The organism is Rubrilithobacter danxiaensis (genome assembly GCF_047272945.1).
Taxonomy (GTDB): Bacteria; Bacteroidota; Bacteroidia; order Sphingobacteriales; family Sphingobacteriaceae; genus Rubrolithibacter; species Rubrolithibacter danxiaensis.
In genome coordinates, this window is the sequence record NZ_JBKOPS010000015.1 from 12336 (window position 1) to 37717 (window position 25382).

The 25382-nt window shown below is 38.1% G+C and carries 33 protein-coding genes and 1 tRNA gene; 16 read left to right on the forward strand and 18 right to left on the reverse strand.

Translation table 11 applies throughout. The features are described from left to right. Window positions 1-80 precede the first annotated feature (80 nt). The 3 genes from ACLCDL_RS15890 to fbaA all read right to left on the reverse strand — a co-directional run bounded on the left by ACLCDL_RS15890 (window position 81) and on the right by fbaA (window position 2135). Window positions 81-509 (reverse strand): GNAT family N-acetyltransferase, encoded by a 429-nt coding sequence (locus tag ACLCDL_RS15890; protein ID WP_423149392.1) that lies wholly within the window; start codon window positions 507-509, stop codon window positions 81-83. Next, window positions 499-981 carry a low affinity iron permease family protein gene (locus tag ACLCDL_RS15895; protein ID WP_423149393.1) on the reverse strand — a complete coding sequence of 161 codons (483 nt, stop codon included), beginning with the start codon at window positions 979-981 and terminating at the stop codon, window positions 499-501. Before ACLCDL_RS15895 ends, ACLCDL_RS15890 begins: the two co-directional genes overlap by 11 nt. Window positions 982-1055: 74 nt before the next feature. Beyond that, entirely contained in the window at window positions 1056-2135 is a 1080-nt protein-coding gene (gene fbaA / locus ACLCDL_RS15900) for a class II fructose-bisphosphate aldolase (protein WP_423149394.1), read from the reverse strand. A 145-nt stretch (window positions 2136-2280) separates the two neighbouring features. Here fbaA and accD point away from each other — a divergent pair, with 145 nt between their 5' ends. Further along, window positions 2281-3126 carry an acetyl-CoA carboxylase, carboxyltransferase subunit beta gene (gene accD, locus ACLCDL_RS15905; RefSeq protein WP_423149395.1) on the forward strand — a complete coding sequence of 282 codons (846 nt, stop codon included), beginning with the start codon at window positions 2281-2283 and terminating at the stop codon, window positions 3124-3126. A gap of 51 nt (window positions 3127-3177) precedes the next feature. Here the strand turns inward: accD and ACLCDL_RS15910 are convergent, their stop codons facing one another. Both ACLCDL_RS15910 and ACLCDL_RS15915 read right to left on the reverse strand, forming a co-directional pair. Then, complete coding sequence (locus ACLCDL_RS15910; RefSeq protein ID WP_423149396.1) at window positions 3178-3360, reverse strand: hypothetical protein; 183 nt, start codon at window positions 3358-3360, stop codon at window positions 3178-3180. Window positions 3361-3370: 10 nt separating this feature from the next. Further along, window positions 3371-3811, reverse strand: a complete 441-nt coding sequence (locus ACLCDL_RS15915) for a hypothetical protein (RefSeq protein ID WP_423149397.1) — start codon at window positions 3809-3811, stop codon at window positions 3371-3373. Window positions 3812-4017: 206 nt separating this feature from the next. On the opposite strand from ACLCDL_RS15915, the gene ACLCDL_RS15920 reads away from it, so the two are divergent. Beyond that, window positions 4018-4158: a hypothetical protein gene (locus tag ACLCDL_RS15920; RefSeq protein ID WP_423149398.1), complete on the forward strand. Its 141-nt coding sequence runs from the start codon at window positions 4018-4020 to the stop codon at window positions 4156-4158. A gap of 9 nt (window positions 4159-4167) precedes the next feature. Further along, window positions 4168-4722: a GAF domain-containing protein gene (locus ACLCDL_RS15925; RefSeq protein ID WP_423149399.1), complete on the forward strand. Its 555-nt coding sequence runs from the start codon at window positions 4168-4170 to the stop codon at window positions 4720-4722. A 17-nt stretch (window positions 4723-4739) separates the two neighbouring features. Here ACLCDL_RS15925 and ACLCDL_RS15930 read toward each other — a convergent pair whose 3' ends face one another. Then, window positions 4740-5864, reverse strand: a complete 1125-nt coding sequence (locus ACLCDL_RS15930) for a cysteine desulfurase family protein (protein ID WP_423149400.1) — start codon at window positions 5862-5864, stop codon at window positions 4740-4742. A 90-nt stretch (window positions 5865-5954) separates the two neighbouring features. Next, window positions 5955-7343 carry a phosphoglucosamine mutase gene (gene glmM / locus ACLCDL_RS15935; RefSeq protein ID WP_423149401.1) on the reverse strand — a complete coding sequence of 463 codons (1389 nt, stop codon included), beginning with the start codon at window positions 7341-7343 and terminating at the stop codon, window positions 5955-5957. A gap of 17 nt (window positions 7344-7360) precedes the next feature. Between glmM and ACLCDL_RS15940 the strand changes: the two genes are divergently transcribed. Genes ACLCDL_RS15940 through ACLCDL_RS15950 form a run of 3 tightly spaced genes read left to right on the forward strand, consistent with a single transcriptional unit; the run spans window position 7361 to window position 9460 of the window. Further along, window positions 7361-8191: an SAM-dependent methyltransferase gene (locus ACLCDL_RS15940; protein WP_423149402.1), complete on the forward strand. Its 831-nt coding sequence runs from the start codon at window positions 7361-7363 to the stop codon at window positions 8189-8191. Continuing rightward, window positions 8184-8765, forward strand: a complete 582-nt coding sequence (locus tag ACLCDL_RS15945; protein WP_423149403.1) for a phosphatase PAP2 family protein — start codon at window positions 8184-8186, stop codon at window positions 8763-8765. The genes ACLCDL_RS15940 and ACLCDL_RS15945 overlap by 8 nt, the downstream gene beginning before the upstream one ends. Beyond that, on the forward strand, window positions 8747-9460 hold the full coding sequence (locus ACLCDL_RS15950; RefSeq protein ID WP_423149404.1) for a ZIP family metal transporter: 714 nt from the start codon (window positions 8747-8749) through the stop codon (window positions 9458-9460). The genes ACLCDL_RS15945 and ACLCDL_RS15950 overlap by 19 nt, the downstream gene beginning before the upstream one ends. 1 nt (window position 9461) lies before the next feature. On the opposite strand, the gene ACLCDL_RS15955 is transcribed toward ACLCDL_RS15950, so the two are convergent. The 9 genes from ACLCDL_RS15955 to ACLCDL_RS15995 all read right to left on the reverse strand — a co-directional run bounded on the left by ACLCDL_RS15955 (window position 9462) and on the right by ACLCDL_RS15995 (window position 15531). Further along, window positions 9462-9908 carry a MarR family winged helix-turn-helix transcriptional regulator gene (locus ACLCDL_RS15955; protein ID WP_423149405.1) on the reverse strand — a complete coding sequence of 149 codons (447 nt, stop codon included), beginning with the start codon at window positions 9906-9908 and terminating at the stop codon, window positions 9462-9464. A gap of 38 nt (window positions 9909-9946) precedes the next feature. Beyond that, window positions 9947-10102, reverse strand: coding sequence for a C1orf53 family protein (locus ACLCDL_RS15960; protein ID WP_423149406.1), 156 nt, complete (start codon window positions 10100-10102; stop codon window positions 9947-9949). Further along, entirely contained in the window at window positions 10092-11042 is a 951-nt protein-coding gene (locus ACLCDL_RS15965; RefSeq protein ID WP_423149407.1) for an MBL fold metallo-hydrolase, read from the reverse strand. The genes ACLCDL_RS15960 and ACLCDL_RS15965 overlap by 11 nt, the downstream gene beginning before the upstream one ends. Then, window positions 11039-11641, reverse strand: coding sequence for a dephospho-CoA kinase (coaE, locus tag ACLCDL_RS15970; RefSeq protein ID WP_423149408.1), 603 nt, complete (start codon window positions 11639-11641; stop codon window positions 11039-11041). Before coaE ends, ACLCDL_RS15965 begins: the two co-directional genes overlap by 4 nt. Next, on the reverse strand, window positions 11641-12588 hold the full coding sequence (locus ACLCDL_RS15975; RefSeq protein ID WP_423149409.1) for a CdaR family protein: 948 nt from the start codon (window positions 12586-12588) through the stop codon (window positions 11641-11643). Before ACLCDL_RS15975 ends, coaE begins: the two co-directional genes overlap by 1 nt. Window positions 12589-12692: 104 nt before the next feature. Continuing rightward, window positions 12693-13001: a preprotein translocase subunit YajC gene (gene yajC, locus ACLCDL_RS15980; protein ID WP_423149410.1), complete on the reverse strand. Its 309-nt coding sequence runs from the start codon at window positions 12999-13001 to the stop codon at window positions 12693-12695. Window positions 13002-13012: 11 nt separating this feature from the next. Further along, window positions 13013-13447, reverse strand: a complete 435-nt coding sequence (locus tag ACLCDL_RS15985) for a DUF1573 domain-containing protein (protein ID WP_423149411.1) — start codon at window positions 13445-13447, stop codon at window positions 13013-13015. A gap of 16 nt (window positions 13448-13463) precedes the next feature. Beyond that, window positions 13464-14411 (reverse strand): transcription antitermination factor NusB, encoded by a 948-nt coding sequence (nusB, locus tag ACLCDL_RS15990; RefSeq protein WP_423149412.1) that lies wholly within the window; start codon window positions 14409-14411, stop codon window positions 13464-13466. 34 nt (window positions 14412-14445) lie between these two features. Beyond that, window positions 14446-15531, reverse strand: coding sequence for a Glu/Leu/Phe/Val dehydrogenase dimerization domain-containing protein (locus ACLCDL_RS15995; protein ID WP_423149482.1), 1086 nt, complete (start codon window positions 15529-15531; stop codon window positions 14446-14448). Between the two features lie 109 nt (window positions 15532-15640). On the opposite strand from ACLCDL_RS15995, the gene ACLCDL_RS16000 reads away from it, so the two are divergent. Then, window positions 15641-17425, forward strand: coding sequence for an ABC transporter ATP-binding protein (locus ACLCDL_RS16000; protein WP_423149413.1), 1785 nt, complete (start codon window positions 15641-15643; stop codon window positions 17423-17425). Window positions 17426-17516: 91 nt separating this feature from the next. After that, window positions 17517-17846, forward strand: a complete 330-nt coding sequence (locus ACLCDL_RS16005) for a DUF3276 family protein (protein WP_423149414.1) — start codon at window positions 17517-17519, stop codon at window positions 17844-17846. A 74-nt stretch (window positions 17847-17920) separates the two neighbouring features. On the opposite strand, the gene ACLCDL_RS16010 is transcribed toward ACLCDL_RS16005, so the two are convergent. Beyond that, complete coding sequence (locus ACLCDL_RS16010) at window positions 17921-18391, reverse strand: hypothetical protein (RefSeq protein WP_423149415.1); 471 nt, start codon at window positions 18389-18391, stop codon at window positions 17921-17923. 118 nt (window positions 18392-18509) lie between these two features. Between ACLCDL_RS16010 and speB the strand changes: the two genes are divergently transcribed. The 7 genes from speB (at window position 18510) to ACLCDL_RS16045 (ending at window position 24059) form a co-directional block, all read left to right on the forward strand. Continuing rightward, window positions 18510-19415 carry an agmatinase gene (speB, locus tag ACLCDL_RS16015; RefSeq protein ID WP_423149416.1) on the forward strand — a complete coding sequence of 302 codons (906 nt, stop codon included), beginning with the start codon at window positions 18510-18512 and terminating at the stop codon, window positions 19413-19415. Window positions 19416-19463: 48 nt separating this feature from the next. Beyond that, window positions 19464-20564, forward strand: coding sequence for a redox-regulated ATPase YchF (gene ychF, locus ACLCDL_RS16020; RefSeq protein ID WP_423149417.1), 1101 nt, complete (start codon window positions 19464-19466; stop codon window positions 20562-20564). Between the two features lie 88 nt (window positions 20565-20652). Then, window positions 20653-20724, forward strand: a tRNA-Arg gene (locus ACLCDL_RS16025). Between the two features lie 143 nt (window positions 20725-20867). Next, window positions 20868-21518 carry a hypothetical protein gene (locus ACLCDL_RS16030; protein ID WP_423149418.1) on the forward strand — a complete coding sequence of 217 codons (651 nt, stop codon included), beginning with the start codon at window positions 20868-20870 and terminating at the stop codon, window positions 21516-21518. Between the two features lie 294 nt (window positions 21519-21812). Further along, window positions 21813-22403, forward strand: coding sequence for a TetR/AcrR family transcriptional regulator (locus tag ACLCDL_RS16035; protein ID WP_423149419.1), 591 nt, complete (start codon window positions 21813-21815; stop codon window positions 22401-22403). Between the two features lie 613 nt (window positions 22404-23016). Beyond that, the gene (locus ACLCDL_RS16040) at window positions 23017-23340 is read left to right on the forward strand and encodes a DUF3817 domain-containing protein (protein WP_423149420.1); all 324 of its coding nucleotides are present in this window, start codon (window positions 23017-23019) and stop codon (window positions 23338-23340) included. A 308-nt stretch (window positions 23341-23648) separates the two neighbouring features. Continuing rightward, window positions 23649-24059, forward strand: a complete 411-nt coding sequence (locus ACLCDL_RS16045) for a VOC family protein (RefSeq protein ID WP_423149421.1) — start codon at window positions 23649-23651, stop codon at window positions 24057-24059. Between the two features lie 117 nt (window positions 24060-24176). Here ACLCDL_RS16045 and ACLCDL_RS16050 read toward each other — a convergent pair whose 3' ends face one another. Further along, the gene (locus ACLCDL_RS16050) at window positions 24177-24329 is read right to left on the reverse strand and encodes a hypothetical protein (RefSeq protein ID WP_423149422.1); all 153 of its coding nucleotides are present in this window, start codon (window positions 24327-24329) and stop codon (window positions 24177-24179) included. A 253-nt stretch (window positions 24330-24582) separates the two neighbouring features. On the opposite strand from ACLCDL_RS16050, the gene ACLCDL_RS16055 reads away from it, so the two are divergent. After that, window positions 24583-25260 (forward strand): outer membrane beta-barrel protein, encoded by a 678-nt coding sequence (locus ACLCDL_RS16055; protein ID WP_423149423.1) that lies wholly within the window; start codon window positions 24583-24585, stop codon window positions 25258-25260. The last annotated feature ends 122 nt before the right edge of the window (window positions 25261-25382 follow it).

A 25382-nucleotide genomic window follows, 5' to 3' on the forward strand; every position in this document is an offset into this window, starting at 1 on the left:
AACAAAAATAAAAAAGCTTTTTAGCCGAACATTGTTAATCATGTTACAACACGGTAAAAGAATGAATAGGTTGACAACCTTTACTTCTTCCTAACCATCTTATAATGAAGAATTCCAGCTTCCTCAAAGAGTTCACCTTCTGCTTTAAAACCAGCTTTTTCATATAAGTTCATTGCTTGTACCTGAGCATGAAGATAAACGTATGAAGCATCAGCGGGCAGATCTGAAAGCACTGTTTTAACAAGCGCTATCCCCACCCCTTTTCCCCTGAATTCTTTTCGTACAGCAAACCGCTCCAGTTTGTATCCTTTATCTGTTTTTCGCCATCTTGCAGCACCAGCGGCACTGCCATTTATTGTAGCAAGAAAATGGGTTGATTCATCTTCAAATTCCCACTCCAGTTCCGGAGGACAACTTTGTTCTTCTACAAATACTTCAGTGCGAATTGCATACACTTTTTCAAGATCTGCGGGAAGGCTGACTTTTCTAACAATTATTTCATCTGCCATCGGTATTCTCCTTTAAAGATTTTCTTTTCCTGCTTTTTGAGTTATGAACTTCCTCTGCGGCTCCTATAGAATGTGACGTAGAAATATCATTCTCCTTCTTCGCTAATTGAGCAATACGTGAATAGAATTTATGTAGTTTATCTAATTCCTCTTCTGTTAAATCTTCAATATCTACCATCCTGTTGCTGGCACGTTCGCTGGAAGCTATTAACTCATTTAATTTCAACTGTATTGCCTTTGAATCTTTATTCTGAGATTTCTGAATTAAAAAAACCATCAGGAAAGTAATTATCGTAGTTCCGGTATTAATGACAAGCTGCCATGTTTGTGAATATTGAAACACAGGGCCTGTTACCGCCCATAATATTACAATTGCGCTTGCTCCTAAAAAAGCTGTAGAACTTCCGGTAAACGTAGTTGCCCAGTTTGCAAAACGTTCGAAAAGTGAATTTTTATTTTTCCTCTTAGCCATGAGTTTTTAATTTCTAATGTAAATAAAAAAGGCCATTCCTGTTCAGAACGGCCTTTAAGTATCTAAAAAACTTTTTATAATTTCTCGTTTACATTGATACAGTTAAGATTTTGGAATGCCTGAGTTAAACGCTTAACAAAAGTTTCCTCACCTTTACGAAGCCAAACACGAGGATCGTAATATTTTTTATTTGGAGAATCTTCTCCTTCCGGATTACCGATCTGTCCTTGCAGGTATGCTTCTTTTGCTTTGTAATTTTCAAGAATACCTTCCCAAAACGCCCACTGCATATCAGTATCAATATTCATTTTAATGGCACCATAAGAGATAGCTTCCCGAATTTCAGCTTCGGAAGAACCGGATCCGCCGTGGAAAACAAAATTGACAGGCTTCTCTGCACTTAAATTATTTTCTTTACGCACATATTCCTGAGAGTTCTTTAAGATAATGGGTTGTAATTTTACATTTCCCGGTTTATAAACACCGTGAACATTTCCAAATGCTGCTGCGATTGTAAAACGGCTGCTTATGCTGCTTAATTCACGGTAGGCATACCCCACTTCTTCAGGTTGAGTATACAAGCGGGCGCTGTCCACATCGCTGTTATCAACTCCGTCTTCTTCACCGCCAGTAACCCCAAGTTCAATTTCAATGGCCATTTCAAGATCTTTCATACGAGAAAGATATTTCTTGCAAACTTCAATGTTCTCTTCAATTGGTTCTTCAGAAAGATCAAGCATATGAGAAGAAAACAAAGGTTTTCCGTTTTGCTTGTAAAACTTCTCACCGTGGTCCAAAAGGCCGTCTATCCAGGGAAGCAATTTTTTAGCGGCATGGTCCGTATGTAAAATAACCGCTATACCATAATGCTCGGCAAGCAAATGGACGTGCTGTGCTGCTGATACCGCACCTAAAACACAAGCCTGAAGCTTATCATTATTCAACGATTTACCGGCATAAAACTGTGCGCCTCCATTTGACAGCTGTATAATAACCGGTGAGTTAACAGCCTTTGCTGTTTCCATTACGGCATTTATCGAGTTTGTGCCTATTACATTTACGGCTGGAAGGGCAAACTGGTGTTTCTTTGCCTGTTCATACAATTCCTGAACGGCATCTCCGTACAAAACACCCTTATATTCTTTTAAGTTCATATTTTAAGGAGTTAAAAAAGAACACGAAAATAAAAAAATTATGCAAACTATCGCCTATAATCCTTTCAATTTGTAGATTTAATAAGATTTAGCCGGCTGCTTTTGTTAAAATTTTGTTTATTTGCATGCTATATTCCATTTATACATGGCTTGGTTTAAAAGAGAGAAAAAAGGAATTATAACTTCTACAGAAGAAAAAAAAGAGGCACCGGATGGCATCTGGAATAAATGCCCTAATTGTAAAAAGCCTTTACATTACGCAGAGCAGGTAGAAAACAATTACGTATGTCATTATTGTTCCTACCACCTGAGAATAGGTTCTAAAGAATATTTTTCGTTTTTATTTGATAATAATGAATTTACGGAGCTTTTCGAGAACTTACGGTCGGGAGATCCTCTCCATTTCGAGGATACCAAAAAATATCCTGAAAGATTGAAGGAAAGCTATGCGAAAACAGGATTAAAAGATGCTATTCGTGCTGCTCATGGTAAGCTGGAAGGGCAGGAACTGGTAATAGCCTGTATGGATTTTAACTTTATTGGTGGCTCGATGGGCTCTGTTGTTGGAGAGAAAATAGCCCGTTCCATTGATCATTGTATAGAACATAAAATTCCGTTCCTGATGATTTCAAAATCAGGCGGTGCCAGGATGATGGAAGCTGCTTTCTCGCTGATGCAAATGGCAAAAACATCGGCAAAACTTTCTTTATTAAGCAAAGCTAAAATCCCCTATATTTCTTTGTTAACAGACCCTACTACGGGAGGAGTTACTGCTTCATACGCGATGCTTGGTGATATTAACATTGCAGAACCCGGAGCCCTGATTGGTTTTGCAGGACCGCGTGTAATTAAAGAAACTATTAAAAAGGATCTGCCCAAAGGGTTTCAAACCGCAGAATTTGTTTTGGAACACGGGTTTTTAGATTTTATAGTAGACAGAAGAGTAATGAAATCAAAACTTTCAACTTTTCTTTCGCTGATGGCACATTAAAAAGAAAGGCTGCCTCCTGCATTATATTAAATAAGCTCAGAGACAGCTGTTCTATCTTTCAATTGGATTTCTTTTACCCAGATTAGGATCTTTCGCTGTTGAATTGAATCCGCTTTTTCGATTTTGCTTCTTTGGGCGATTGGATGAAGGTGGATTTTTTAGTTTTTCTGAAGGTTCATCAGTAGGCTCTTCTCCGTTCTGATTTTTCCTTTCTATTTTTTCCTGCAAATTCATGGTACCATTGTTATATTCCTGTATCAGGGCCCGGAGTACCTGGTTCGTGATCTTTCATACGGCCGGTAGTACGGCCGTATGGTTTATTAGCAAAATCTGTATTAAAGTCGGTATCGTGGGTAACACTTCTATCATTATCATCTGCCGACGCTAACAAATCGTCATCTTCGTCTTCATCGTCATCAGCAAGTAAATCGTCATCATCATCTGCCCAGCTTCCTTCTTCATCATCGTCGTCGTCAGCCACCTCCGGAATTACGTTAGGATTAACCAATTCTTCATCCGCATCGTCATCAATATCATCGCCGGTTTCTATATCGAAATCATCGTCGTCATCGTCGTCCAACCAATCGTCATCATCAGGACCGGGACCAGAAGAGAAGTTGTGAGGATCATTTATTCCTAAATTGTCTTCCTGATCATTTAAGAATTCTTCCTGGAAATTTTTCATAGGTTTCTTTTGCTTAAGGTTGTTTATGTATATGATAAACAGCTATCCTTACCCTGTTTGTTTTAAAAAAGGTCAGATATACAATCGGAAACATTTGAAAATCTTTTTTCTCTCTCCAGATAGAGCTTCTGTCAAATGTAATTTCTCCATGAGATAGTTGAATCTATAACGCTATAAATTGCGTAATAGTAACATTGAGTATAAATATGGAGGCCCTTAACACTGCCAAAGAAATTTCCCGGCTTAATGCCACCCATCGGTATCTGAATTTTCATATTGACAGAGAAAAAGAGCTGAATCAACTTGTGATGTTAGCGTCGCAGATTTGCGGAACTCCGATTTCATAAATAACACTAATGGATAAAGATGTTCAATGGATAAAGGCCAGATTAGGTGTAGATGTACAAGAAATGCCAAGGGAAACTTCTTTTTGCACACATGCTATTGAAGATCAAAACATTATGGTTGTTGAAGATGCCTCTTTGGATGAACGTTTTTCGAATAGTCCTGTTGTTTCCGGCAATCCTCATATCCGCTTTTATGCAAGTGCCAATTTAAAATCCCATGATGGATATAATGTAGGAACATTATGTGTGTATGATGTACAACCTAAAACGTTAAATGCTGAGCAGAAAAGTTGCCTATCGGCCTTAGCGGATCAGGTAAGTCATATTATGGAACTTGATTATGCATTAAAAACATTGCAAAAACAAAACCTGGCCTTGGCAGAAATTGCCAGAGTTCAATCCCATGAATTAAGACTTCCTGTATCTTCCATTCTTGGAGTTATGCATCTTATTAATGAAGAGCCTGCTGATTTAAACAGCGATTATCTCTTAATATTAAATCAAGCAGTAAAACAGCTGGATGAGAAAATAAAAATGATTGTAAATTACACTAATATCCATTAAGGATTTGACGAAAATACTCAAAGCGCTTCCACCAGCGTTTGTACCACATAATCGATCTCTTCCTTTGTATTGTATTTGCTGAAAGAAAATCTGATAGCAGGATTATCAGCCTGTGCTGCAATTCCCATTAAAACATGAGAGCCTATATTGGTGCCCGAACTGCAGGCACTGCCTCCCGAAGCTGAGATTCCTGCTATATCCAGTTTAAAGAGCAGCATATCAGCAATCTCGGGAGCTGAAAAAGAAACATTAAGAACTGTATAGAGGCTTTTTTCCGGCTCTTCTTCTCCGTTAATTTCAACGTGGGGAATGTATTTTTTCAACTCAGCTATCATATAACTTTTTAACTGCTGAATATAGTTTCTGTGTCCCTCCATTTCGGTATAGGCTATTTCCAAGGCCTTTGCCAGGCCAACTATACCGTAAATATTTTCTGTTCCTCCCCGAAGGTTCCGTTCCTGCGAACCTCCGTGAATCATCGGCAAAATTTTAATTTCGGGATTAACGTACAAAAATCCAACACCTTTGGGGCCATGAAGCTTATGCGCTGCGCAAACTAAAAAGTCAACGTTCAGCTCCTGTACATCATGTTTATAATGTCCCATAGTTTGTACCGTATCACAGTGAAATACCGCATTATACTGCCGACAGATCTCTCCAACTTTCCTGATATCGGTTAAAGTGCCTATTTCGTTATTAGCATGCATTAAAGAAACAAAAGAACGGGGACTTTTGCTCAAAAGCTCTTCCAGATGATTCAGATCAATATTTCCTTTTTCATCAACTTTTACAAAGCTTAATTTTATAACATCACTTTTTTCGAGAGCTTCCAGCGTATGCAGAACAGCATGATGCTCTATAGGTGATGTAATTGCATGAGTTATTTTCTGATCAATTATGCCTGCTTTGATAGCTGTATTATCAGCTTCCGTACCTCCGGATGTAAAAAATATTTCTGATGGAGACGCATTTATTAATGATGCTACTTTTTTCCTTGCTTTTTCAATAAGCGTACGTGCTTCACGTCCATGAGCATGAATAGAAGAAGGATTACCAAACTGATTTTCCATCACCTGGTACATCTCTTTCAGTACTTCTTTATCTACAGGAGTTGTAGCCGCATTATCCAGATAAACACGCACGGTTGGTTGTAAGTTTTAGGGTGTAAGTTACTGGTTTTGAGTTAAGGCTTAAAGTTATAATCTTTAAACTTTATGCTTTGAACCTTTACTTTAAACTAATTGCAATATTTCTTTTATATCTGTTATTATCCTATTGGCAAAATCATTCGCTATTGTTTCGGTAGCACCTTCAGAGTAGATACGTATAATAGGTTCTGTATTTGATTTACGCAGGTGCACCCATTCATTTTCAAATTCAATCTTTAATCCGTCAATTGTGCTGTGTGGCTGGTGCTGGTACTTTTGACGCACCTGTTCCAGCAAACCATCAATATCCATTTCAGGAGTAAGCGTGATTTTATTTTTAGATATGAAATAACCGGGATAACTGCTTCTTAAAGCAGATACCGTTTTACCGCTTTTAGCCAGATGCGTAAGGAACAGCGCAATACCAACCAGCGCATCTCTGCCGTAATGGGATTCAGGGTATATAACGCCTCCATTCCCTTCTCCGCCGATTATGGCATTGGTTTCTTTCATCTTATTTACCACATTCACCTCTCCCACTGCCGCCGCATTGTATTGGTTGCCTGAAGCTTCGGTCACATCACGCAATGCTTTTGTAGACGAAAGATTTGAAACGGTATTTCCCGGTGTGTTCTTCAAAACATAGTCAGCTACCGCAACAAGGGTATATTCTTCTCCAAACATGGCTCCGTCTTCACAAACAAAGCATAAGCGGTCAACATCCGGATCAACTGCTATTCCCAGATGAGCCTTTTTAGAAACAACTTCCTGCGAAAGCGCTACCAGATTTTCAGGCAAAGGCTCCGGATTATGAGGAAATTCACCGTTTGGTTCACAGTATAATTCGTAAACAGTATTTACTCCCAATGCCTTTAACAAAGCAGGAATAAAGATTCCACCTGTAGAATTAACACAATCAATGGCTATTTTAAAGTTAGCGTTTTTGATTGCCTCTACATCTACTAAAGGAAGCGCTAAAATTTTGTCAATATGTTTCTGCAGATAGGTATCGTTAAAACTTACCTTACCTAGTTGATTTACCTCCGCAAATTCTATAGAAGTTTGTTCGGCAAGCTCTAAAACTTCTTTCCCGTCAGTATCACTTATAAATTCACCCTGAGCGTTTAATAATTTAAGTGCATTCCACTGTTTGGGGTTATGACTGGCTGTTAAAATTATCCCTCCGCCGGCGTGTTCATCCGGAACAGCAACTTCCACTGTAGGAGTAGTCGATAATCCTAGATCTACCACATCAATACCGATGCTCTGTAATGTACCCACTACCAGGTTTCGCACCATATCGCCGGATAAACGGGCATCACGTCCTATTACAATCTTTTTCTTACCGGTTTTATTTACAATCCACTTTCCGAAAGCAGTTGTAAATTTAATAATGTCCACAGGTGTTAAACTATCTCCAGGTAGTCCACCTATTGTTCCCCTTATCCCCGAAATTGATTTAATTAACGTCACAATACTAATTTTTAAATGTGTCCAAAAATAAAAATAAAAGCCAAGCCTTCAAGTTTGAAAAAATCCACAAGGCGGAATTAGCTATATTTGCACCAGCTCTTATTGGATTTATGCAAAGAAAATGGTATCAAAAATGGTTCAATTCTCCTTATTATCACATATTATATCACCAACGAAACGATGAAGAAGCTGAATACTTTATTGATAATCTCTGTTCTTTTTTAAAACCGACTTCTAACGCCCGCCTGCTTGATATTGCCTGCGGCCGGGGCCGGCACTCTATCTATTTTAATAAAAAAGGATATGACGTTACCGGAATCGACCTGTCGTATGCTAACATAAAATTCGCCCAACAGTTTGAAAATGAAAAGCTGCATTTTTATGTACACGACATGCGACACCTCCTTTACATAAATTATTTCGATATTGCTTTAAACTTATTTACCAGCTTTGGATATTTTGAAACTGAGAAAGAACATATAAAAGCGCTAAAAACTTTTAGCAGAGCTTTAAAAAAGGATGGTTTATTTGTACTTGACTTTTTTAACACCGAAAAGATCCTACAGCATTTAACCGGACAGGAAATAAAAACAGTTGATGGAATTGAATTTCATATAAATAAAAAAGTGGTTAAAGATAAGATCATAAAGACTATTTCCTTTGATCATAAGCACAAGAGTTTTCTTTTTACAGAAGAGGTAAAAGCCTTAAGAAAAGAAGATTTTGAACGTATTTTCAAAGCAAGTAATTTTAATATCCTGCATCTTTTTGGCGATTACTCTTTAAATGAGTACGATGCAAATAAATCAGACCGCTTAATATTCATTTGTAAAAAAGCCAATGCTTAACCAGTTACTACAATACGACCAGCAAATATTTATAGCAATTAACAAAGGATTATCCAATCCCTTGTTTGACTACATAATGCCGCTGCTGCGCAACCGGTTTTTCTGGACTCCTTTATACGTATTCCTAATCGTGTTCTTTGTACGCAATTATAAAAAGCAGGGATGGATACTGATCTTGTTTTTACTGGTAACTTTTGGCCTGGCCGATTATTTAACTTCGGGTATAATGAAACCTGTATTTGAAAGATTGAGGCCCTGCAACGACCCGGCTTTAAAAGCATATATGAATTCTTTAATAGCATGTGGTACCGGATTTAGTTTTCCTTCATCACATGCTGCAAACCATTTCGGGATAGCATTATTCCTGATAGTTGTTTTCCGCAACCGTTGGAAACCCCTCCTTCCTCTTGCTTTGCTATGGGCTTTTTGTATCTCTTTCGCCCAGGTTTATGTGGGCGTTCATTATCCGGTAGATGTTACTACCGGAGCAATTATCGGCAGTATAATCGGCTATATTACCGGAACCATTTACCTTAACTTTTATTCACACAAAACATGGCCTTCTGGATCCTGATAATACTATTTATAAGTTGCCTTATGGGCGGATTGTCCGTCTTTTTTTTTAAAAAAGATAACACGAAAACCCTTAAGCTGATTCTTTCCTTTAGTGGTGCGTATTTATTTGGCATTACGGTTCTTCACCTTATTCCGGAAGTATACAGCGGTGGCGATCCGCAAATAGGAATTTTTGTTTTAGGAGGCTTTCTTTTCCAGATCTTACTTGAACAGTTTTCGGAAGGAATAGAACATGGCCATATTCATAAGCACAGCCACGACCACTATGCTTTTCCTTTCGGCATCATGATCAGTTTATGCCTTCATGCTTTTCTTGAGGGAATGCCACTTTCGCGTGGGCCGCAGCAGCAATTACTATTTGGTATTGGCCTGCACCACATCCCTGCAGCGTTCGCTTTGGGAAGCGTTTTACTCGAAAAAAGGGTTGAAAGAAATAAAACCATTGTACTGCTGGCTGTTTTTGCCTCCATGTCTCCATTGGGATATTTATTCAGTGATGCAATTAGTACTGGGTCTATCGGAGATATTAACAGTTATTTTGACCGGATAATGGGAATAGTTATCGGAATATTTCTGCATATATCTACAACCATCCTGTTTGAATCAAGTGTAGACCATCATTTTAACCTGCGAAAATTACTGGCTGTTTTATGCGGTATAGCAATAGCGTTGGGCAGCTTTCTTTTAGAGTAAGCTATCCGCGAAGCTTGTCCAGAATGATGTTAAGTTGCTGAGCCTCAGCTGGAGTAATATTTGTCTCCAATAGCTCGATAGAAGACATTTCCTTATCCATTTTCTTAAGAAGCTCCAGTCCCTTTTCTGTAATGAGGATATCAACGGCTCTCCTGTCTTTTTGATTAATGGTACGGCAAACCAGATTTTTATTTACAAGCCTTTCCACTATCCGTGATGCGTCCGACATCTTATCCAGCATACGCTCTTTCAATAAATTGATAGTTGCAGGTTTGGGATATTGTCCTCTCAGTATCCTTAAAATATTGTATTGCTGCGTGGTGATATGAAATTTACTTGCCCGTTTCTTTAATATATCAATAAGCCAGCCATAAGTGTAAACAACATTTACAATGGTTTTATGGTATTCATTTTCAAACGTGGTAGTTATTTCTTTTTCGAGTTCCATCAAAGGTAAATTTGTATCAAAATAAGAAGTTTTATCTATTATGTTATTTTTTTATCTCTTTTCTGTTTCTTTTCTGCTGACTTCCAGGGACAGTGCCTGCATCCATTTTTGCAGCAATAACCGCGTTTTAAATGATATTGCTCGGTAAAGACAATATTTCCATCCTCCAGGTAGTAATCTTTGTCAGTTAGCATGCTGCAATATTTTTACTTTTTTTGACTCAGAAAAATATTCTTTCAAAAATTTACCTTCTCCGTGTAAAGTCCATATCTCCGCTGGTTTTACTTCCGTTACCATTTTTAAAATATCCTTCCAGTCTGCATGGTCGGAAATCAGCAATTCCAAATCATTGTGTGCCATCAAATTCTTCCAGCCACTGGCAAAAACACGCAACACATTCTTTGCACGAAAATAACTATCGAACGTGAGAGGTGGAACGATATAAACATAATTTGTAACCGGCTGCTTCATAAGCTTCCGGTTATAGGGTTGGTAACTGCCTAAATTAAATGCAAATTTCTCATAGACCTTATTAATTGGTAAAATGGTATGATGAACGAGAATTCTTCGCTCCGGGCAAAACTGGTTAATCAGTTTTATAATCCGCTGGCTCTTACCTAAAGAATAAGCTCCTAATAAAATATTATGATGAACAGCATTTAGTTTTTGGATCTCAGAAACAGGATCGGGATGCTGCACAAGGGGATTGGCAAATGTACTTTCGGTAATCAAAACATCTGCTTTCACAAACTCCAGCGGTTCACATGTAGCGTCAGGCTGTAATTTAAAATCGCCGGTATACAAGTAAGTCATACCCTTAAATTCCATTAAAACCTGTGCAGAACCTAAAATATGGCCAGCCGGAAAAAAAGTTATACCAACTCCGTTTATGTTAAATTGCTGATGATAAGAAAAAGGATAAAAGTTTATTGCCGCATTTTTTTTAAACCGCAACTGCATAATATCTCTGGTTGGAGCGGTACAATAAACCCGTGTATTTCCGCTACGGGCATGGTCGCCGTGAGCATGAGATATTACCGCGTTTTTTACAGGTTCTTGCGGATCCAGGTAAAAATCACCCTCCCGGCAATACAATCCATTTTTGTCAAAAGCTAAAAAATCAGGATCTATCATTGAGAATGCCGGCTTGCTGCTGAAAACTTTTCGTGAAGCGCTAAAACTTGCGGAATGATTAGTTCGGCTTCGTCATTTTTAATGAAACAGTCAGCCCTGTTTTTCTTCTCATCATCACTCATCTGTTTATTTATTCGTTCTTGTACTTGTTCTATAGAAATCGAATCACGGTCTATAATACGCTTTATTCTCAACTGTATGGGCGAAGTAACCAGTATGGTATAATCGCATTTTTTGTACGACCCGCTTTCGAATAGCAACGCAGCCTCTTTCAGCACATAAGGGACATTTTTTTGCTGCTCTGTCCAATAGTCAAAAGCACGAAAAACAGCAGGATGAACTAAAGAATTTAATTTTTTCAATTCAGCTTCATCCCTGAAAACAATGTTTGCCAGATATTTCCGGTTTAAAACTCCTTCAGGAAAATAAGTCTCAGGGCCGAATGTTTCTATAAGTTCCCTGATCAGTAAGCTGTCTGTTTGCATCACTTCTTTTGCTACGGTATCTGCATAAAATACAGGGATACCCAAAAGCTCAAAAACCCTGCAAACAACGGTTTTACCGCTACCTATTCCACCTGTAATACCAATCTTCAGCATTATTCTTCGCTAATAATAAAATCAACAATTTGGGGTTCCATCCTGATGACCTTTATATACTTTGGTGTTTGTACCAATTTAACCGGCAACTGTTTGTATTTTTTCTCCGACCACTTTTGCAAATTCACTACCGCTTCAAAATCGTCAGGGGTTAATTTATTAAACGCCGATAAGGATACAAGATAGGTAAGCTTCACTTTCTCTGGCAGCAACCTTACTTCCCTTGTCGGATTTCCGCGAACTTTTACAGGAATTTCCATAGTTGCTTCGGTCAATTCATCTACCGGTATCTGGACAGATACTTTTTGAGGATAAATACTAACGTTGGCTTTTTCACTCGGGATTAGCGCTACCGAAGTATTAATACTTGTGTTTATCTTTTTTACTTTAAGGCTGTCTGTTTTCCAGCTGTCTATTGATTTTAGCTCTTCAGAGGGTCCTGTTACTGTCACATAAGCCGGATTTAAATGTATCGGTCCCGAAACTCCATATTGTTTCTGAAAAAGCAGGCTATAAACTAACTTAACAGGCACTTTTTTTACAGCACGTGAAGAAAAATCAAAATAAAGTGTATCAGGGCTAACGGATATAACATGCTGGTTAAATTCAAACTGCCGGTTTATCTTTCGCATCTGCTCTGTAAAGGTGATATAATTTCTGCGACTCAGATTTCTTAAATCCACTTCCAGCGCTTTTTCCTGTAGATGAATATTAGAAAACAGCATTTGCCATCCCGTACCTTCAACCTGCATGGTAACCGTATCGGGCTGTAACTGATGAAACGCCCTGTTTTGAGGAGGGTTTATGTACTGAAGATTAGCGGTTATAGTATAGGTATAACGGTTAGATAGGGCAAAAAACAACCAAGCAGCAATAGCAACAAGTAAACAGATAATAAAAAGAGTAAGCCGGTAATGTTCCGTTCTGCTTAGTTTAAATATTGGCATGGTACAGGTTTTAATCTTCTACTCTTGTACCTATATAAAAAGTGGTGTTCAAAAAAGCATAACGTTATGAGGGGAAAGCTGTTTTGAACACCGTAAATTGTAAATTAAGCTTTTGTATTTAACGCTTTTGAAGCATCTAAAGAAATGGCTGATTTATCAAACCTGATTTTGGTACCGCTTTCTACCTCAATTAAAAAAGTAGTTTCGTTGATGTCAATAATTTTCCCGTGAATTCCGGCTGTAGTAATAATACGGTCGCCTTTTTTCAGCTCTTCAATGTATTTTTTATGATCTTTCGCCTTCTTCATTTGCGGACGGATCATAAAGAAATAAAATACAACTACGATCAGGATCATTGGAAGGAAACTCATTATCCCTGATGTACTGGTTTGTAATAAAATACTTGTTATCATTTTTCTGTTATTTATTTTTTCTCCAATACCTCTCCCACTAAATTCACTTCGGTGGTTTGAGGAACTGCATTTGAAGTAATGGTTATAATTTTATTTTGAGTTCCAAATTTTCCTGCGCTGTTAAATACCACCTTTATCTCTCCGCTTTCGCCAGGTTTAATCGGTTCTTTCGGATATTCAGGTTGTGTACAACCGCAGGTAGCGGTTGCGCCCGAAATTATTAAAGGGCTTTTTCCGGTATTTTCAAACTTAAAAGTATGTGCAACCTTATCCCCTTCGCTGATCTTTCCAAAATCATAGCTCGACTCTTTAAATTCAATCTTAGGAGCATTTGCTGCATTAGTGCTCTCGGTTGAAACTTCTGAAGTAACCGCCGAAGTTTTTTGCTGATTATTGCAAGCTGTTAACGCAATCAGCAGGGAAGCTGTAATTATTAGTGTTTTCATCAAAATTTTAAAAGATTTATTCTACCAAACCCCGGCCGATTTTACGAATTCTGCCTGTAGATTTCAAATCGTACGAAATTTTATCTAAAATACCATTAATAAACGAATTACTTTTAGGTGTACTGAAATCCTTGGAGATATCAATGTATTCGTTTATCGTTACCTTTACAGGGATAGATGGAAACTGCGTCAGTTCGGTTATCGCCATTTTCATTAGCAACGTATCCATCAGCGCAATCCTTTCAGCTTCCCAGTTCCTGGTTTTTTCTGCAATCATCTCCTGCCATTCCGAATCAAAAGCAACTGTCTTTGTTAGCAACTCGATCACAAATTGCCGGTCTTCTATCCAATTGGGAGATATCTGTGCAAGTTTATTTTCTGCGGGTATTTCACTCTGAAAGTTTTTAAAAGTTTTAGAAACCAAAGCCTGAAGAACCTCCTTATCTACCTGCCAGTTAATAAATTTCTCTTCAAAAACCTGCTCAATCCCGGGTGATTTAAGAATAATTTTCTTAAAAATATGCTTGATGATATCCTTCTCTGCTCTTATGCTATGATCTTCCAGAACGAGGTAGCTTTCATATTCGGCGCTGCCTTTTAAGGCATTAAAAATTGTGCGAATAATTTCAGGGTCAAAACTCCAGGATATTTTATACTTTTTTACCGCATCCAGGTACTCGGTATTCTCACGAAGTGAAGCGATGAATTTATTATGGTATAATTTAGTACTGGCATTGAGGTCGCTTTCTGTAGGAAGATATTTATTTGCACGTTCTTCAGCGTCAATCAGGGTATAGTCTGCCACTTCTATTAAAGACGAAAGCAACCAAATATACATTTCATTCACCTGGTCTATGCTTTCCAGTAAACTTTTCTCAAAACTTTTTATTGCTTTATTTTCCGACAGATGGTAAGCATATAAAACCTGCAACACTTTTACCCGGAGGTGCCTTCTATTTAACATGTTATAAGAACGATTGGTATAAAACCTTTAAAAATTAGTACGACGCTTTTATTTTCTTAATATCATTTATCCGCTTTTCCGCAATTATATCGGCTGCCTTAATAGTTGATATATTTTCTTTTTTCGATTTTCTTAAAACAACGCGGGTTGCTTCATAAATATTTTCTGCAAGCTGCATGGTTCTTTTTTTGCTGTAGCCAGCAAGTTCCGAATAGCAGTTTATCAGTCCCCCGGCATTAATAAGATAATCCGGAGCATATAAAATTCCTTTTTCGAGCAACATCTGCCCGTGAACTTCTTCGTCGGCAAGCTGGTTGTTTGCCGATCCTGCTATAATAGCGCAGTTCATTTTTTGAATCGTGTCAGAATTTACCGTTCCACCAAGGGCACAGGGGGCATAAATATCAAATTCAAGATCAAAAATACTGTTATTAGAAACAGCTTCTGCCCCGTATTTTTTTGCTACAGAACGCACCCGTTCTTCGTTGATATCATTGATATATACTTTGGCGTTTTCTTCACGGAGTAAACGCACTAAACTTTCACCAACGTGCCCTATTCCCTGTACGGCTACCGTTCTTCCGGCAAGGGTATCGTTCCCGAAACATTCTTTCACACAGGCTTTGATGCCCATGTAAACTCCTTTAGCTGTGATAGGTGAAGGGTCACCGCTTCCTCCTATCGACTCAGGGAAACCGGTAACGTGCTGCGTTTCCATGCGGATAAATTCCATATCACGAGGATTGGTGCCTACTTCTTCTGCAGTGATAAAAGAGCCGTTAAGGTTTTTTATAAAACGTCCGTACCTTCTCATCAAGGCCTCTGTTTTGTCTAACCGGCTATCGCCGATAATAACTCCCTTTCCGCCTCCAAGATTTAGTCCGGTAATGGATGCTTTATAGGTCATGGTACGTGAAAGGCGTAATACATCTTTCAGTGCTTCCGACTCTGAACGATAGGGCCACATTCTTGTTCCGCCAAGTGCAGGGCCGAGGGTAGTGTCATGAATAGCAATAATAGCTTTTAATCCGGTATCCTCATCACTACAGAATACAACATTCTGATGCTTTAAAATATCTAATTGTCCGAATACCGAATTTTCTTCTTTACTAAAAGTCATGCAGATACCTGTTACCTTTTGCCCGTAACAAAAGTAGTAATTTTTAAGCATTCTCCGTTAAGCCTGCTAAAGCGGTTGAGTAAATTTCCTTACTTTTGCTCCATCCGGTATGAAAGATTTAGCCTATCTCAATAAATTCTTCTATAAATACCGCTGGAGATTTATTCCGGGGATATTATTTGTAATTATTTCAAACTTTTTCGGTGTCCTCCCTGCCCAGGTTATCCGCATTGCTTTTGACCTGGTTACGGAGAATATAAGCATTTATCATTTATTTGATGGTTTTGACAACCAGGGCCTTGTTTACCAGATATTTGGTTCCAGCTTAATATTTTTTGGCATCACCGTACTTGTCCTGGCATTACTGCGGGGATTGTTCCTGTTTTTCATGCGGCAAACTATCATTTTGATGTCGAGGCATATAGAATATGATCTCAAGAACAGCATTTACCAGCATTATCAGCAACTCTCTTTAGCATTTTACAGAAGAAATAATACCGGGGATTTAATGAATCGTGCTACAGAAGACGTAAGCAGGGTACGTATGTACCTGGGCCCGGCCATTATGTACACCATAAACACCGTTGTACTTTTTATCCTAATAATTATTGCTATGGTAAATGTGAATGCAGAACTGGCTATATATTGCCTGTTACCTCTTCCGATTCTTGCATTTACAATATACTACGTTCACCAGATCATCAATCACCGGAGCGAGCAAATACAGGAGCAGTTGTCAAGGCTTTCAGGTTTTGTACAGGAAACATTTTCGGGCATCCGGGTTATAAAAGCCTATGTCCGCGAAGAAGACACAAGAAAAACATTTGCCACAGAAAGCGAACGATACAAAACCAACGCGATGGGCCTGGTAAGGGTGCAGGCTCTTTTTTACCCTACCATGCTGCTGCTGGTAGGCTTAAGCACTATAATTACTGTATACATAGGCGGTATTAAAGTAATGGAGGGAAGTATTACTTCAGGTAACATTGCTGAATTTATTGTTTATGTTAACCAGCTTACCTTTCCTGTTACTTCCTTAGGTTGGGTTACCTCACTCATTCAGCGTGCCGCGGCATCGCAAAAACGGGTCAATGAATTTCTTCATACAGAACCTGAGATAACTTCTTATTCAAATGAAAAGATCCGGATAAGCGGAAAAATAGAGTTCAGAAATGTCACTTTTATTTATCCCGATACCGGAATAAAGGCGCTTGATAACGTTTCTTTTGTTGTAGAGCCGGGCGAATTTTTAGCATTGATTGGACGTACCGGATCGGGAAAATCTACAATTGCAAATCTTATTATGCGAATGTATGATGTTACCGGAGGTACAATTCTGATTGATGATAAGCCGATCAAAGAACTGGATCTTTTTAATTACAGAAGCCAGATTGGGATTGCGCCCCAGGAGGTATTTCTTTTTTCTGATACAATAGCCAACAACATCGCTTTTGGTGAAACAAATACCGACCTTGGTAAAGTAGAACAGGCTGCCCGCGATGCTGCCGTTTATGGGAATATCACAGAACTGGAAAATGGATTTCAGACACTTATCGGGGAACGCGGAATTACATTATCGGGCGGACAAAAACAACGTACCGCTATTGCCCGGGCACTTATCAAAAATCCGCAGATACTTATTTTCGACGACTGCCTTTCTGCCGTTGACACCAAAACCGAAGAAGAAATTTTAAGCAACCTGGGCAGAAATATGAAAGGTAAAACCAGCCTGTTGATCGCTCACCGTGTTTCGACCATTAAAAACGCAGATAAAATTATAGTACTGGATAAAGGAGAAATAATAGAAGAAGGAACACACCAGGAATTATTAAACCTCCAGGGCAATTATTTTGAACTATACGAACGGCAACTGCTTGAGGAACAAGAAAATTAGAAATGAAATTAATTTTACTTTAAAAAAGCATTTTGAAGTTTAAAAATTATTCCTTTATATTTACCGCAAAGCAAACATAACTTTACTGACAATGGGAGATTTTGAAAACAAAGAGAGAGAAGAAGTTTTTTCAAAAAAAGTAAGAGCCGGAAAACGTACCTATTTTTTTGATGTAAAGTCTACAAGATCAAATGACTATTACATTACGGTTACAGAAAGCAAAAAACGTCTTGAAGATGGAATTTTTGTAAAACATAAGATATTCTTATACAAAGAAGATTTTGAAAAATTTGCTGAAGGTTTGAAAGAAACTGTTGACTATATTAAAGCCAACCAGGAAGTTGTAGAAAAACGTTATGAATTTTCAGAAAATCATGCAGAAGCTGCAAAAGCAGACGATGATTTTTCTTTCGACATTTAACTGTATTTAACCCACGATATTTGTGCCCCATCCTTCTTAAGGATGGGCTTTTTTGTTTGGAACAACCTTATCTCCTACTTCAAACTCCCTATAAAATTTAATCCGCCTACTATAACCGAAGCTATCATCAAAACATAAAATATCAGGATTACGAGTGCAACAATCCCCCAGAACATAAAAAAGGATTTCATCTTCAGGAAAGCCTTGGTAAGTTTAACAGAATTATTTTTGGCAAGCCCGTGTTTTATATTAACAGCAAATTGAAAAAGAAACAAGGATGGAAAGAAGTAAATCAAAGACAGTACAAAAAATCCTGTACTTATTCCCTTTTTAGGAATTTTTTCAAATAATGGAAAAACCGGTTCCAGAAAGGTTAACGCCTTACTTAATGAGAACGCGAAAAAAAGCAGCACCGCCGCAAAAATAAACCCAATTACTGCAAGCAGCTTACACCATTTGGCAGATTGGTATAAATAATTTTGGCTGTCGTAATTTATTCGAAGGCCGCCGTTTGTTTTTTCATCATACAGTATTTCTGAATCCATATTTTCTAAATAATAAAAAGCTTTTGCTTAAACGAAAGCAAGCCGCATGCCAAAGAAATACTAAAAACATAAAAGGCCGCTCCCCTATAAATTTATATCTTTGCGAAAATTATACAAAATGAACGTTTTAGATACCGCCGACAATTTTCTTGGCCTGCCTGAAGAAAAGTTTTACAACTACCAAGACAGTAAAGTTGTTATTCAGTCGTTACCGTATGAATATACTTCGTCATACCTAAGCGGTTCTTCGAGAGGCCCGGGCGCCATTATAAAAGCTTCACAATATGTAGAGTTTTATGATGAAGAACTGGAACAGGAAACGTATCTGAAAACCGGAATAGCTACTCTGCCACCCGTGGATTTTGGGGATAAAGTAGATGCTGACGCCGTAACACTGATTGAACTGGAAACAGAAAAGCTGTTGGAAGATAATAAATTTGTAGTGTCGCTGGGAGCAGAACATACCGTAACTTATGGTATTGTAAAGGCCTTTGCCCGCAAATACGACGATCTTACAGTTCTGCAAATTGATGCTCATTCCGATCTGCGCCAAAGCTATCACAACAATATCTACTCCCATGCTTCCGTAATGGCACGTATCAATGAACTTGGTTTAACCATTTGCCAGGCAGGAATACGAGCGCAATGCATTGAAGAGGCCGAACTGATAAAAAGCTCCAATAACATTCATACGTTTTATGCTCATCAGATCAGGAAAAACCCTTTATGGATGGAAGAGCTGATAGCACCCATGACCAACAATGTGTACATTACCATTGACGCCGATGGCTTTGACCCTTCTGTAATTCCTGCCGTAGGTACAGCCGAACCGAATGGTTTATTCTGGACTGAAACACTTGAATTCCTTCAAAAAGTTTGTAATGAACGAAATGTGGTAGGGTTTGACATTGTAGAATGCGCTCCTGCAGAAGGCAGTATTCTATCTGAATACACCCTGGCCAAACTTGCTTATCGTTTAATGGGATATGTGTTTGCAGAAAAAAGGTCAGAGGTAAAAGGTTAAGACCCGGATAACGGAGCACAGATTAATAAAATTCAATAAATAAAATACATGGGATTACAGTGTGGAATCGTAGGATTACCGAATGTAGGAAAATCAACACTTTTTAATTGTTTATCAAACGCGAAGGCCCAGGCAGCTAACTTTCCGTTCTGTACCATTGAGCCGAATGTAGGCGTTATTACCGTACCGGACGAGCGATTAACTAAACTTGCTGAATTGGTAAAGCCCAATCGGATTGTTCCGAACACCATCGAAATTGTTGATATTGCTGGATTAGTAAAAGGAGCCAGTAAAGGCGAAGGCTTAGGCAACCAGTTTTTAGGAAACATCCGTGCTACAAATGCCATTATTCACGTGCTGCGTTGTTTTGATGACGGAAACGTTGTTCACGTGGATGGCTCTGTCGACCCGATACGTGATAAAGAGATTATAGATACCGAATTACAGCTGAAAGACCTGGAAACAGTTACTAAAAAGATTCAGAAAGTTGAAAAGATGGCTAAAACAGGCGGAGATAAAGAAGCTAAGAAAGCTTTTGAAGTCTGCTCGGTAGTAAAAAGCCACCTCGAATCAGGCAATTCTGTACGCACCGCACCAATAAGCGAAGAGGATAAAGAATACATTGCCGATCTTTTCCTGCTGACTGCCAAACCGGTTATGTATGTGTGTAACGTGGATGAAGGTTCTGTAAACACCGGAAACCAGTATGTTGAAAAGGTTAAGGAAGCCGTTAAACATGAAAATGCGGAAGTATTGATTATTTCTGCCAGGATAGAGGCTGAAATTGCCGAGCTTGAAAGTTATGAAGAGCGTCAGCTTTTCCTTGAAGATCTGGGACTTACAGAATCTGGTGTAAATAAACTAATTCATTCGGCATATAAGCTGCTAAATCTGGCCACCTATTTTACAGCCGGTGTGCAGGAAGTAAGGGCGTGGACCATCACACAAGGCTTTACTGCTCCGCAGGCAGCCGGGGTAATTCATACGGACTTTGAGAAAGGCTTTATTCGTGCAGAAGTAATAAAATATCGGGACTTTATTACCCTGGGATCTGAAGCAGCATGTAAAGAAGCAGGCAAATTAAGCGTAGAAGGCAAAAATTACGTAGTAGAAGACGGCGACATTATGCACTTCCGTTTTAATGTTTAGCTGCTATTGTCCTGTAAGGGATGAATGTATATCTTTGCGCACAGTTAAGAAACCTGGAGGATTAAATGCCGCAGGATTTTTAATAACAGCACCCGTAGTTCAATGGATAGAATGTCAGATTCCGGTTCTGATGATAGGGGTTCGAATCCCTTCGGGTGCACTTACATTACTTTCTTTTATAAACAAAGTTCCCCCTGATGCTCTCTTATATTAACTCCTTCTAATGCGAGTAATAAGAAATTGTCTGTACTAATAACATTATAGATTTATTTCTTTACTTTTATTAAAAATTAACTCGCAATTATGAAAAGAACACTTTTTTTATTACTTTTTCTTACCAGCTTAAGTTTTTTTGCCAACGCACAATTAGAAAGCGCAAAGCAAATATTTAAAAGTCCAAAGCTTCAATCTGAAGTGTCGAAGCATCAAACAGTAGCAATTTTGCCATTTGAAGTAAAAATTAGTTACAGGAAACAGCCTAAAAACTTTAGTACTGAAGCTAATCGGGATCAGGAGCATTCAATGGCGAAATCCATTCAGGCAAGTATGTACACGTTTTTACTTCGTAAATCGAAAGACTACACTGTTACTTTTCAAGATGTAGATAAAACAAATATTTTATTGAAAAAAGCAGGTATGCTTGATAAGTTAGATGAGTTCACTAAAGATGAAATTGCGAAAGTTTTAGGAGTAGATGCTGTAATGGGGGGAAGATTCGAATCGGAACAGTCAAAATCAGAAGGTGCTGCCATTGCAAGTGCTGTAGTATTTGGTGGCTTGGGCGGTAAAACCGGAAGCGGAAGTTTATTCCTAACCCTGAATAACGGTTCTGACGGAGAACTTTTATGGAGATTTTTTAAATCAATGGATGATAACATTACAACATCTACAGATGATTTGGTTGAAAGGATGATGCGAAAAGTGTCTCGCAATTTTCCTTATAGTAAAGGATAGCTGGCAATATAGTTCTGGCTAGCATCTGAACGTAAATCAAAGCCTTGTAAAGAGTTTGCAAGGCTTTGTTCTTTTATACAAGAACTGATGCTGTTTCCTCAGTTTGGCAAAATGGCGGGTTTAGTGCTAAATTCAACAACAGTAACACCGGCTCTTTCTATTTGCGTTCACTTTCGCCGACAGCAATTCATTGCCTTATGGCCTTTGTGAACGACAGGACGACAATTCCCAGAATAACCTCTAACAGTCCAACAACTTTTCGTTCCTTTGTAAAAATACTACACAGTATCTTTTATGAAAAAAGCAGAGGCAACACGGCTGACAATTCTACAAAAAGCATTTGAACTGATTTACGTTAAAGGTTATCAGACAACAAGCATTGACGACATCATCGCCACAACAAAAGTTACAAAAGGTGCATTTTACTACCATTTTAAAACCAAAGACGAAATGGGGCTTGCAATCATAAACGAAATCCTAAAACCGACACTTACAAGTAGCTTCGTTGAACCGCTCCAAAACGAACAAAATCCGCTGGATGCCATTTACAACCTGATGGACAATCTTTTAATGAAAAATGAATTTTTAAAAGTTGAGTATGGTTGTCCCGCTTCAAACTTTACACAAGAAATGACACCCTGGAACGCTGCCTTCAACAACGCATTAAACGAACTAACCAAACAATGGACAAAGGTTATGACCGCCACTATTGAAAAAGGAAAGAAAAACGGCTTTGTTCGCAATGATGTAAACGCAAAACAAGTAACAATGTTCGTAATGTCGGGTTATTGGGGAATACGAAATTTTGGAAAATTAGAGAACAGCAAAAAGGCGTATCTACCCTATTTAAAGCAACTTAAAATCTACTTAAACAGTTTGGTATAATTTTTTCTTTAAAAACATACTAATCGGTATGTTTTTGTTATATCTTTGTCCCCGAAAGTAGGCCGCAATTCTTGCGTTGTGGTTCTTCTTTGAAGTACCGGCAATTTGGAACGTATTCAGAAAACAAAAAACAATTACCGCATAAAATGTATCCAACTTTATTAGTTCTACACTCGTTAACACGATGGCTTGTTTTAGCCTTTTTGGTGTATTCCATTTACAGAGCGTATGTTGGCTACGTCAGCAACAAAGATTTTTCAAAAACCGACAATGCCCTCCGACATTGGACTGCAACTGTTGCACATATTCAACTAATGTTTGGAATAATACTTTACACACTAAGTCCGATTGTAAAATACTTTTGGAATGATACCGAAATGGGTTTTCAAAATTTGGACTTAACATTTTACGGTTTAATACATATTATTTTAATGCTGACTTCTATTATTGTATTGACAATCGGATCTGCATTAGCAAAACGAAAACCAACGGACAAAGAAAAATTTAAAACAATGTTGATTTGGTTTTCTATTGCATTACTTATCATTTTTATTGCTATACCCTGGTCTTTTTCACCATTCTCAAGCAGACCTAATTTCAGAACATTTTAATTATGAAAAAGTATTTCACAACAACACTGGGACGTTTACGATTATTAGCTTTCTTAGAGGGAATTTCGTTACTTGTTTTGGTTTTTATAGCAGTCCCCTTGAAATATTATTTTGATAATCCTTCAATGTCAAAAAATCTCGGACCAATTCACGGCGCATTATTTCTGTTATTTGTGTTTAACGCTTTACGTGTAGGCGTTGAACAACAATGGAAATTTAAAGAAACAACCTGGAAAGTTATTGTTGCTTGTTTCATTCCATTCGGGACATTTTATATTGACTACAAAATTCTTCGTGACATAAACATAACAACAGACGAAAGTTAATTGGCTAAAAAAGGGCAGCAGGTAACATGGCATTGGCTTGATGAGGCTAACGGCTTCTTATCAACATTATTGCTGAATTTGTGCGACGGTACTTTGTATCAGTGCAGCGCTAGAATGCCGCCACTACGCCAATACCCGAACGGTTAGCGGTAAAAGCAAAGACCAAGCTCAGATGGAATTCTAAAAATTCAACCCACCCAGCTGACGCTAGCAGAATATTTAGCCGGAAAAGAAATATGTTCTGACTCCTGACATACTGTTGTCATAATGCCGCATTAGTTTTGGTGCTTAACCATAAAAACAAAGACATGAATTTATTATCAATTCGCATTATTACTGTAAACTTCGAGGGTTTAGTGAAATTTTATGAGCAAGTAACAGGTACGGCTGTGGTACAATATACCCCGGACTTTGCTGAATTAAAAACCCAAACAGCAACGTTAGCAATCGGCAGCACTAATACGCTACAATTTTTCGGCGGAGACGAAGTAGCCAAAGCCGCACAAAATAGTAGTGCTATAATAGAATTTAAAGTAGATGATGTTGAGAAAGACTATGAAAGATTAGCTGACTATCTTCAAAATTACATCGTTCAAAAGCCCACAACCATGCCTTGGGGTAATAAATCGTTTTTATTCCGTGACCCCGATGGAAACCTGATAAATTTATTTACACCGGTTACACCGGAAGCAATAGAGAAGTTTGCCGGTAAAAAATAAGCCTGCCGATAACAATAGTATTGGCAACGCGGCCTGACGAAGGAGTCGTGGCTTTTGATGGCGTAATTTTATTTTGATCGCCAGAAATTAGCAGTAAATTAAGTCATTAAAAAAACTTCAGGGGAACGTTAAGGGCTTTACGGCGAAAAGATAGATCAGAAAATTGATTAATATGCCACCGGAAGCTAAAACCACTATAATTACTATTTCAAGTTTCCTTTTTTTTATACTTCGTTTATCCAGGTTTTCATCCTGATATTGGAATTCCATTGATTTTAATTAGTTTTTCTTTCTACGTTGCTTTAAACTAATAGTTACAAAATTTTCTCTATTAATTTTATAATTTATTTTCCCCTTTCGTTCAGTTTTCCATACAAAAATGGATTAAAAAACTGGGCAAGATTTAAAGTTAGTTGTTCTGTAAAAAGAAGATAAAAGCTCCTGCATCTCAGTAAAATAAGGCTTTTTAATAAATTTTGGCTTGGCAATTGCATAAGGACTAACGTAAATTAAAATTAAGACTATGAAAAAGCTATTTATACTTGCCATTGCTTCACTTATTGGAAGTTCGGCATACTCGCAAACAACAACAAGTACAACCACTACAACTTCTCCTTTAAAGTTCGGTTTAAAAGTGGGTGTTAATTTGCCTAAGTATAATGTGGCAAATACCGATGGAGAGGATTTCCAGACAAAAAACACTACTAATTTCCATGTAACAGGTTATTTAGATGCTCCCCTTGTTGGGCCTTTATATGTGCAGCCCGGAATATCCCTTCAGGGAAAAGGTGGAAAAACAGAGTACGGATCTACTGCCTCAGTTGAAGATAATTCAATGTGGGTAGAAGTACCTGTAAACTTTGTAGGAAAAATTCCTCTTGGTTTAGGCGGATCTAATATTTACTTAGGCGCCGGTCCATATGTTGCATTTGGAGTTTCAGGAGAAAGAAAAGGAAAAGGATCTGTAGGTAATGTAACTTATGAAGGAAACAGAGATTTAAATTTTGGTAAGGATTCTGGTGATGACCTGAAAGGAACCGATTTAGGTGTAAACTTTTTAGGTGGCGTACAATTAGGCAGCGGCTTTAATGTTGGCGCCGGATATGGCCTTGGTTTAACCGATCTTCGTCCTACTACCGATGGTGGCGACGGTAAAGTTACCAACAGGGTATTATCATTCTCTGTGGGTTATTCTTTCTAAAACTTATTGCCTAAACATTTCACAAGAGAGAGATCCTGTTAATTTTAGCAGGATCTTTCTTTTTTATCAAATCCTGTATTAAAACTGGAGAAAAGCTTATTTTAGGCACAAAGTCTAAAGTG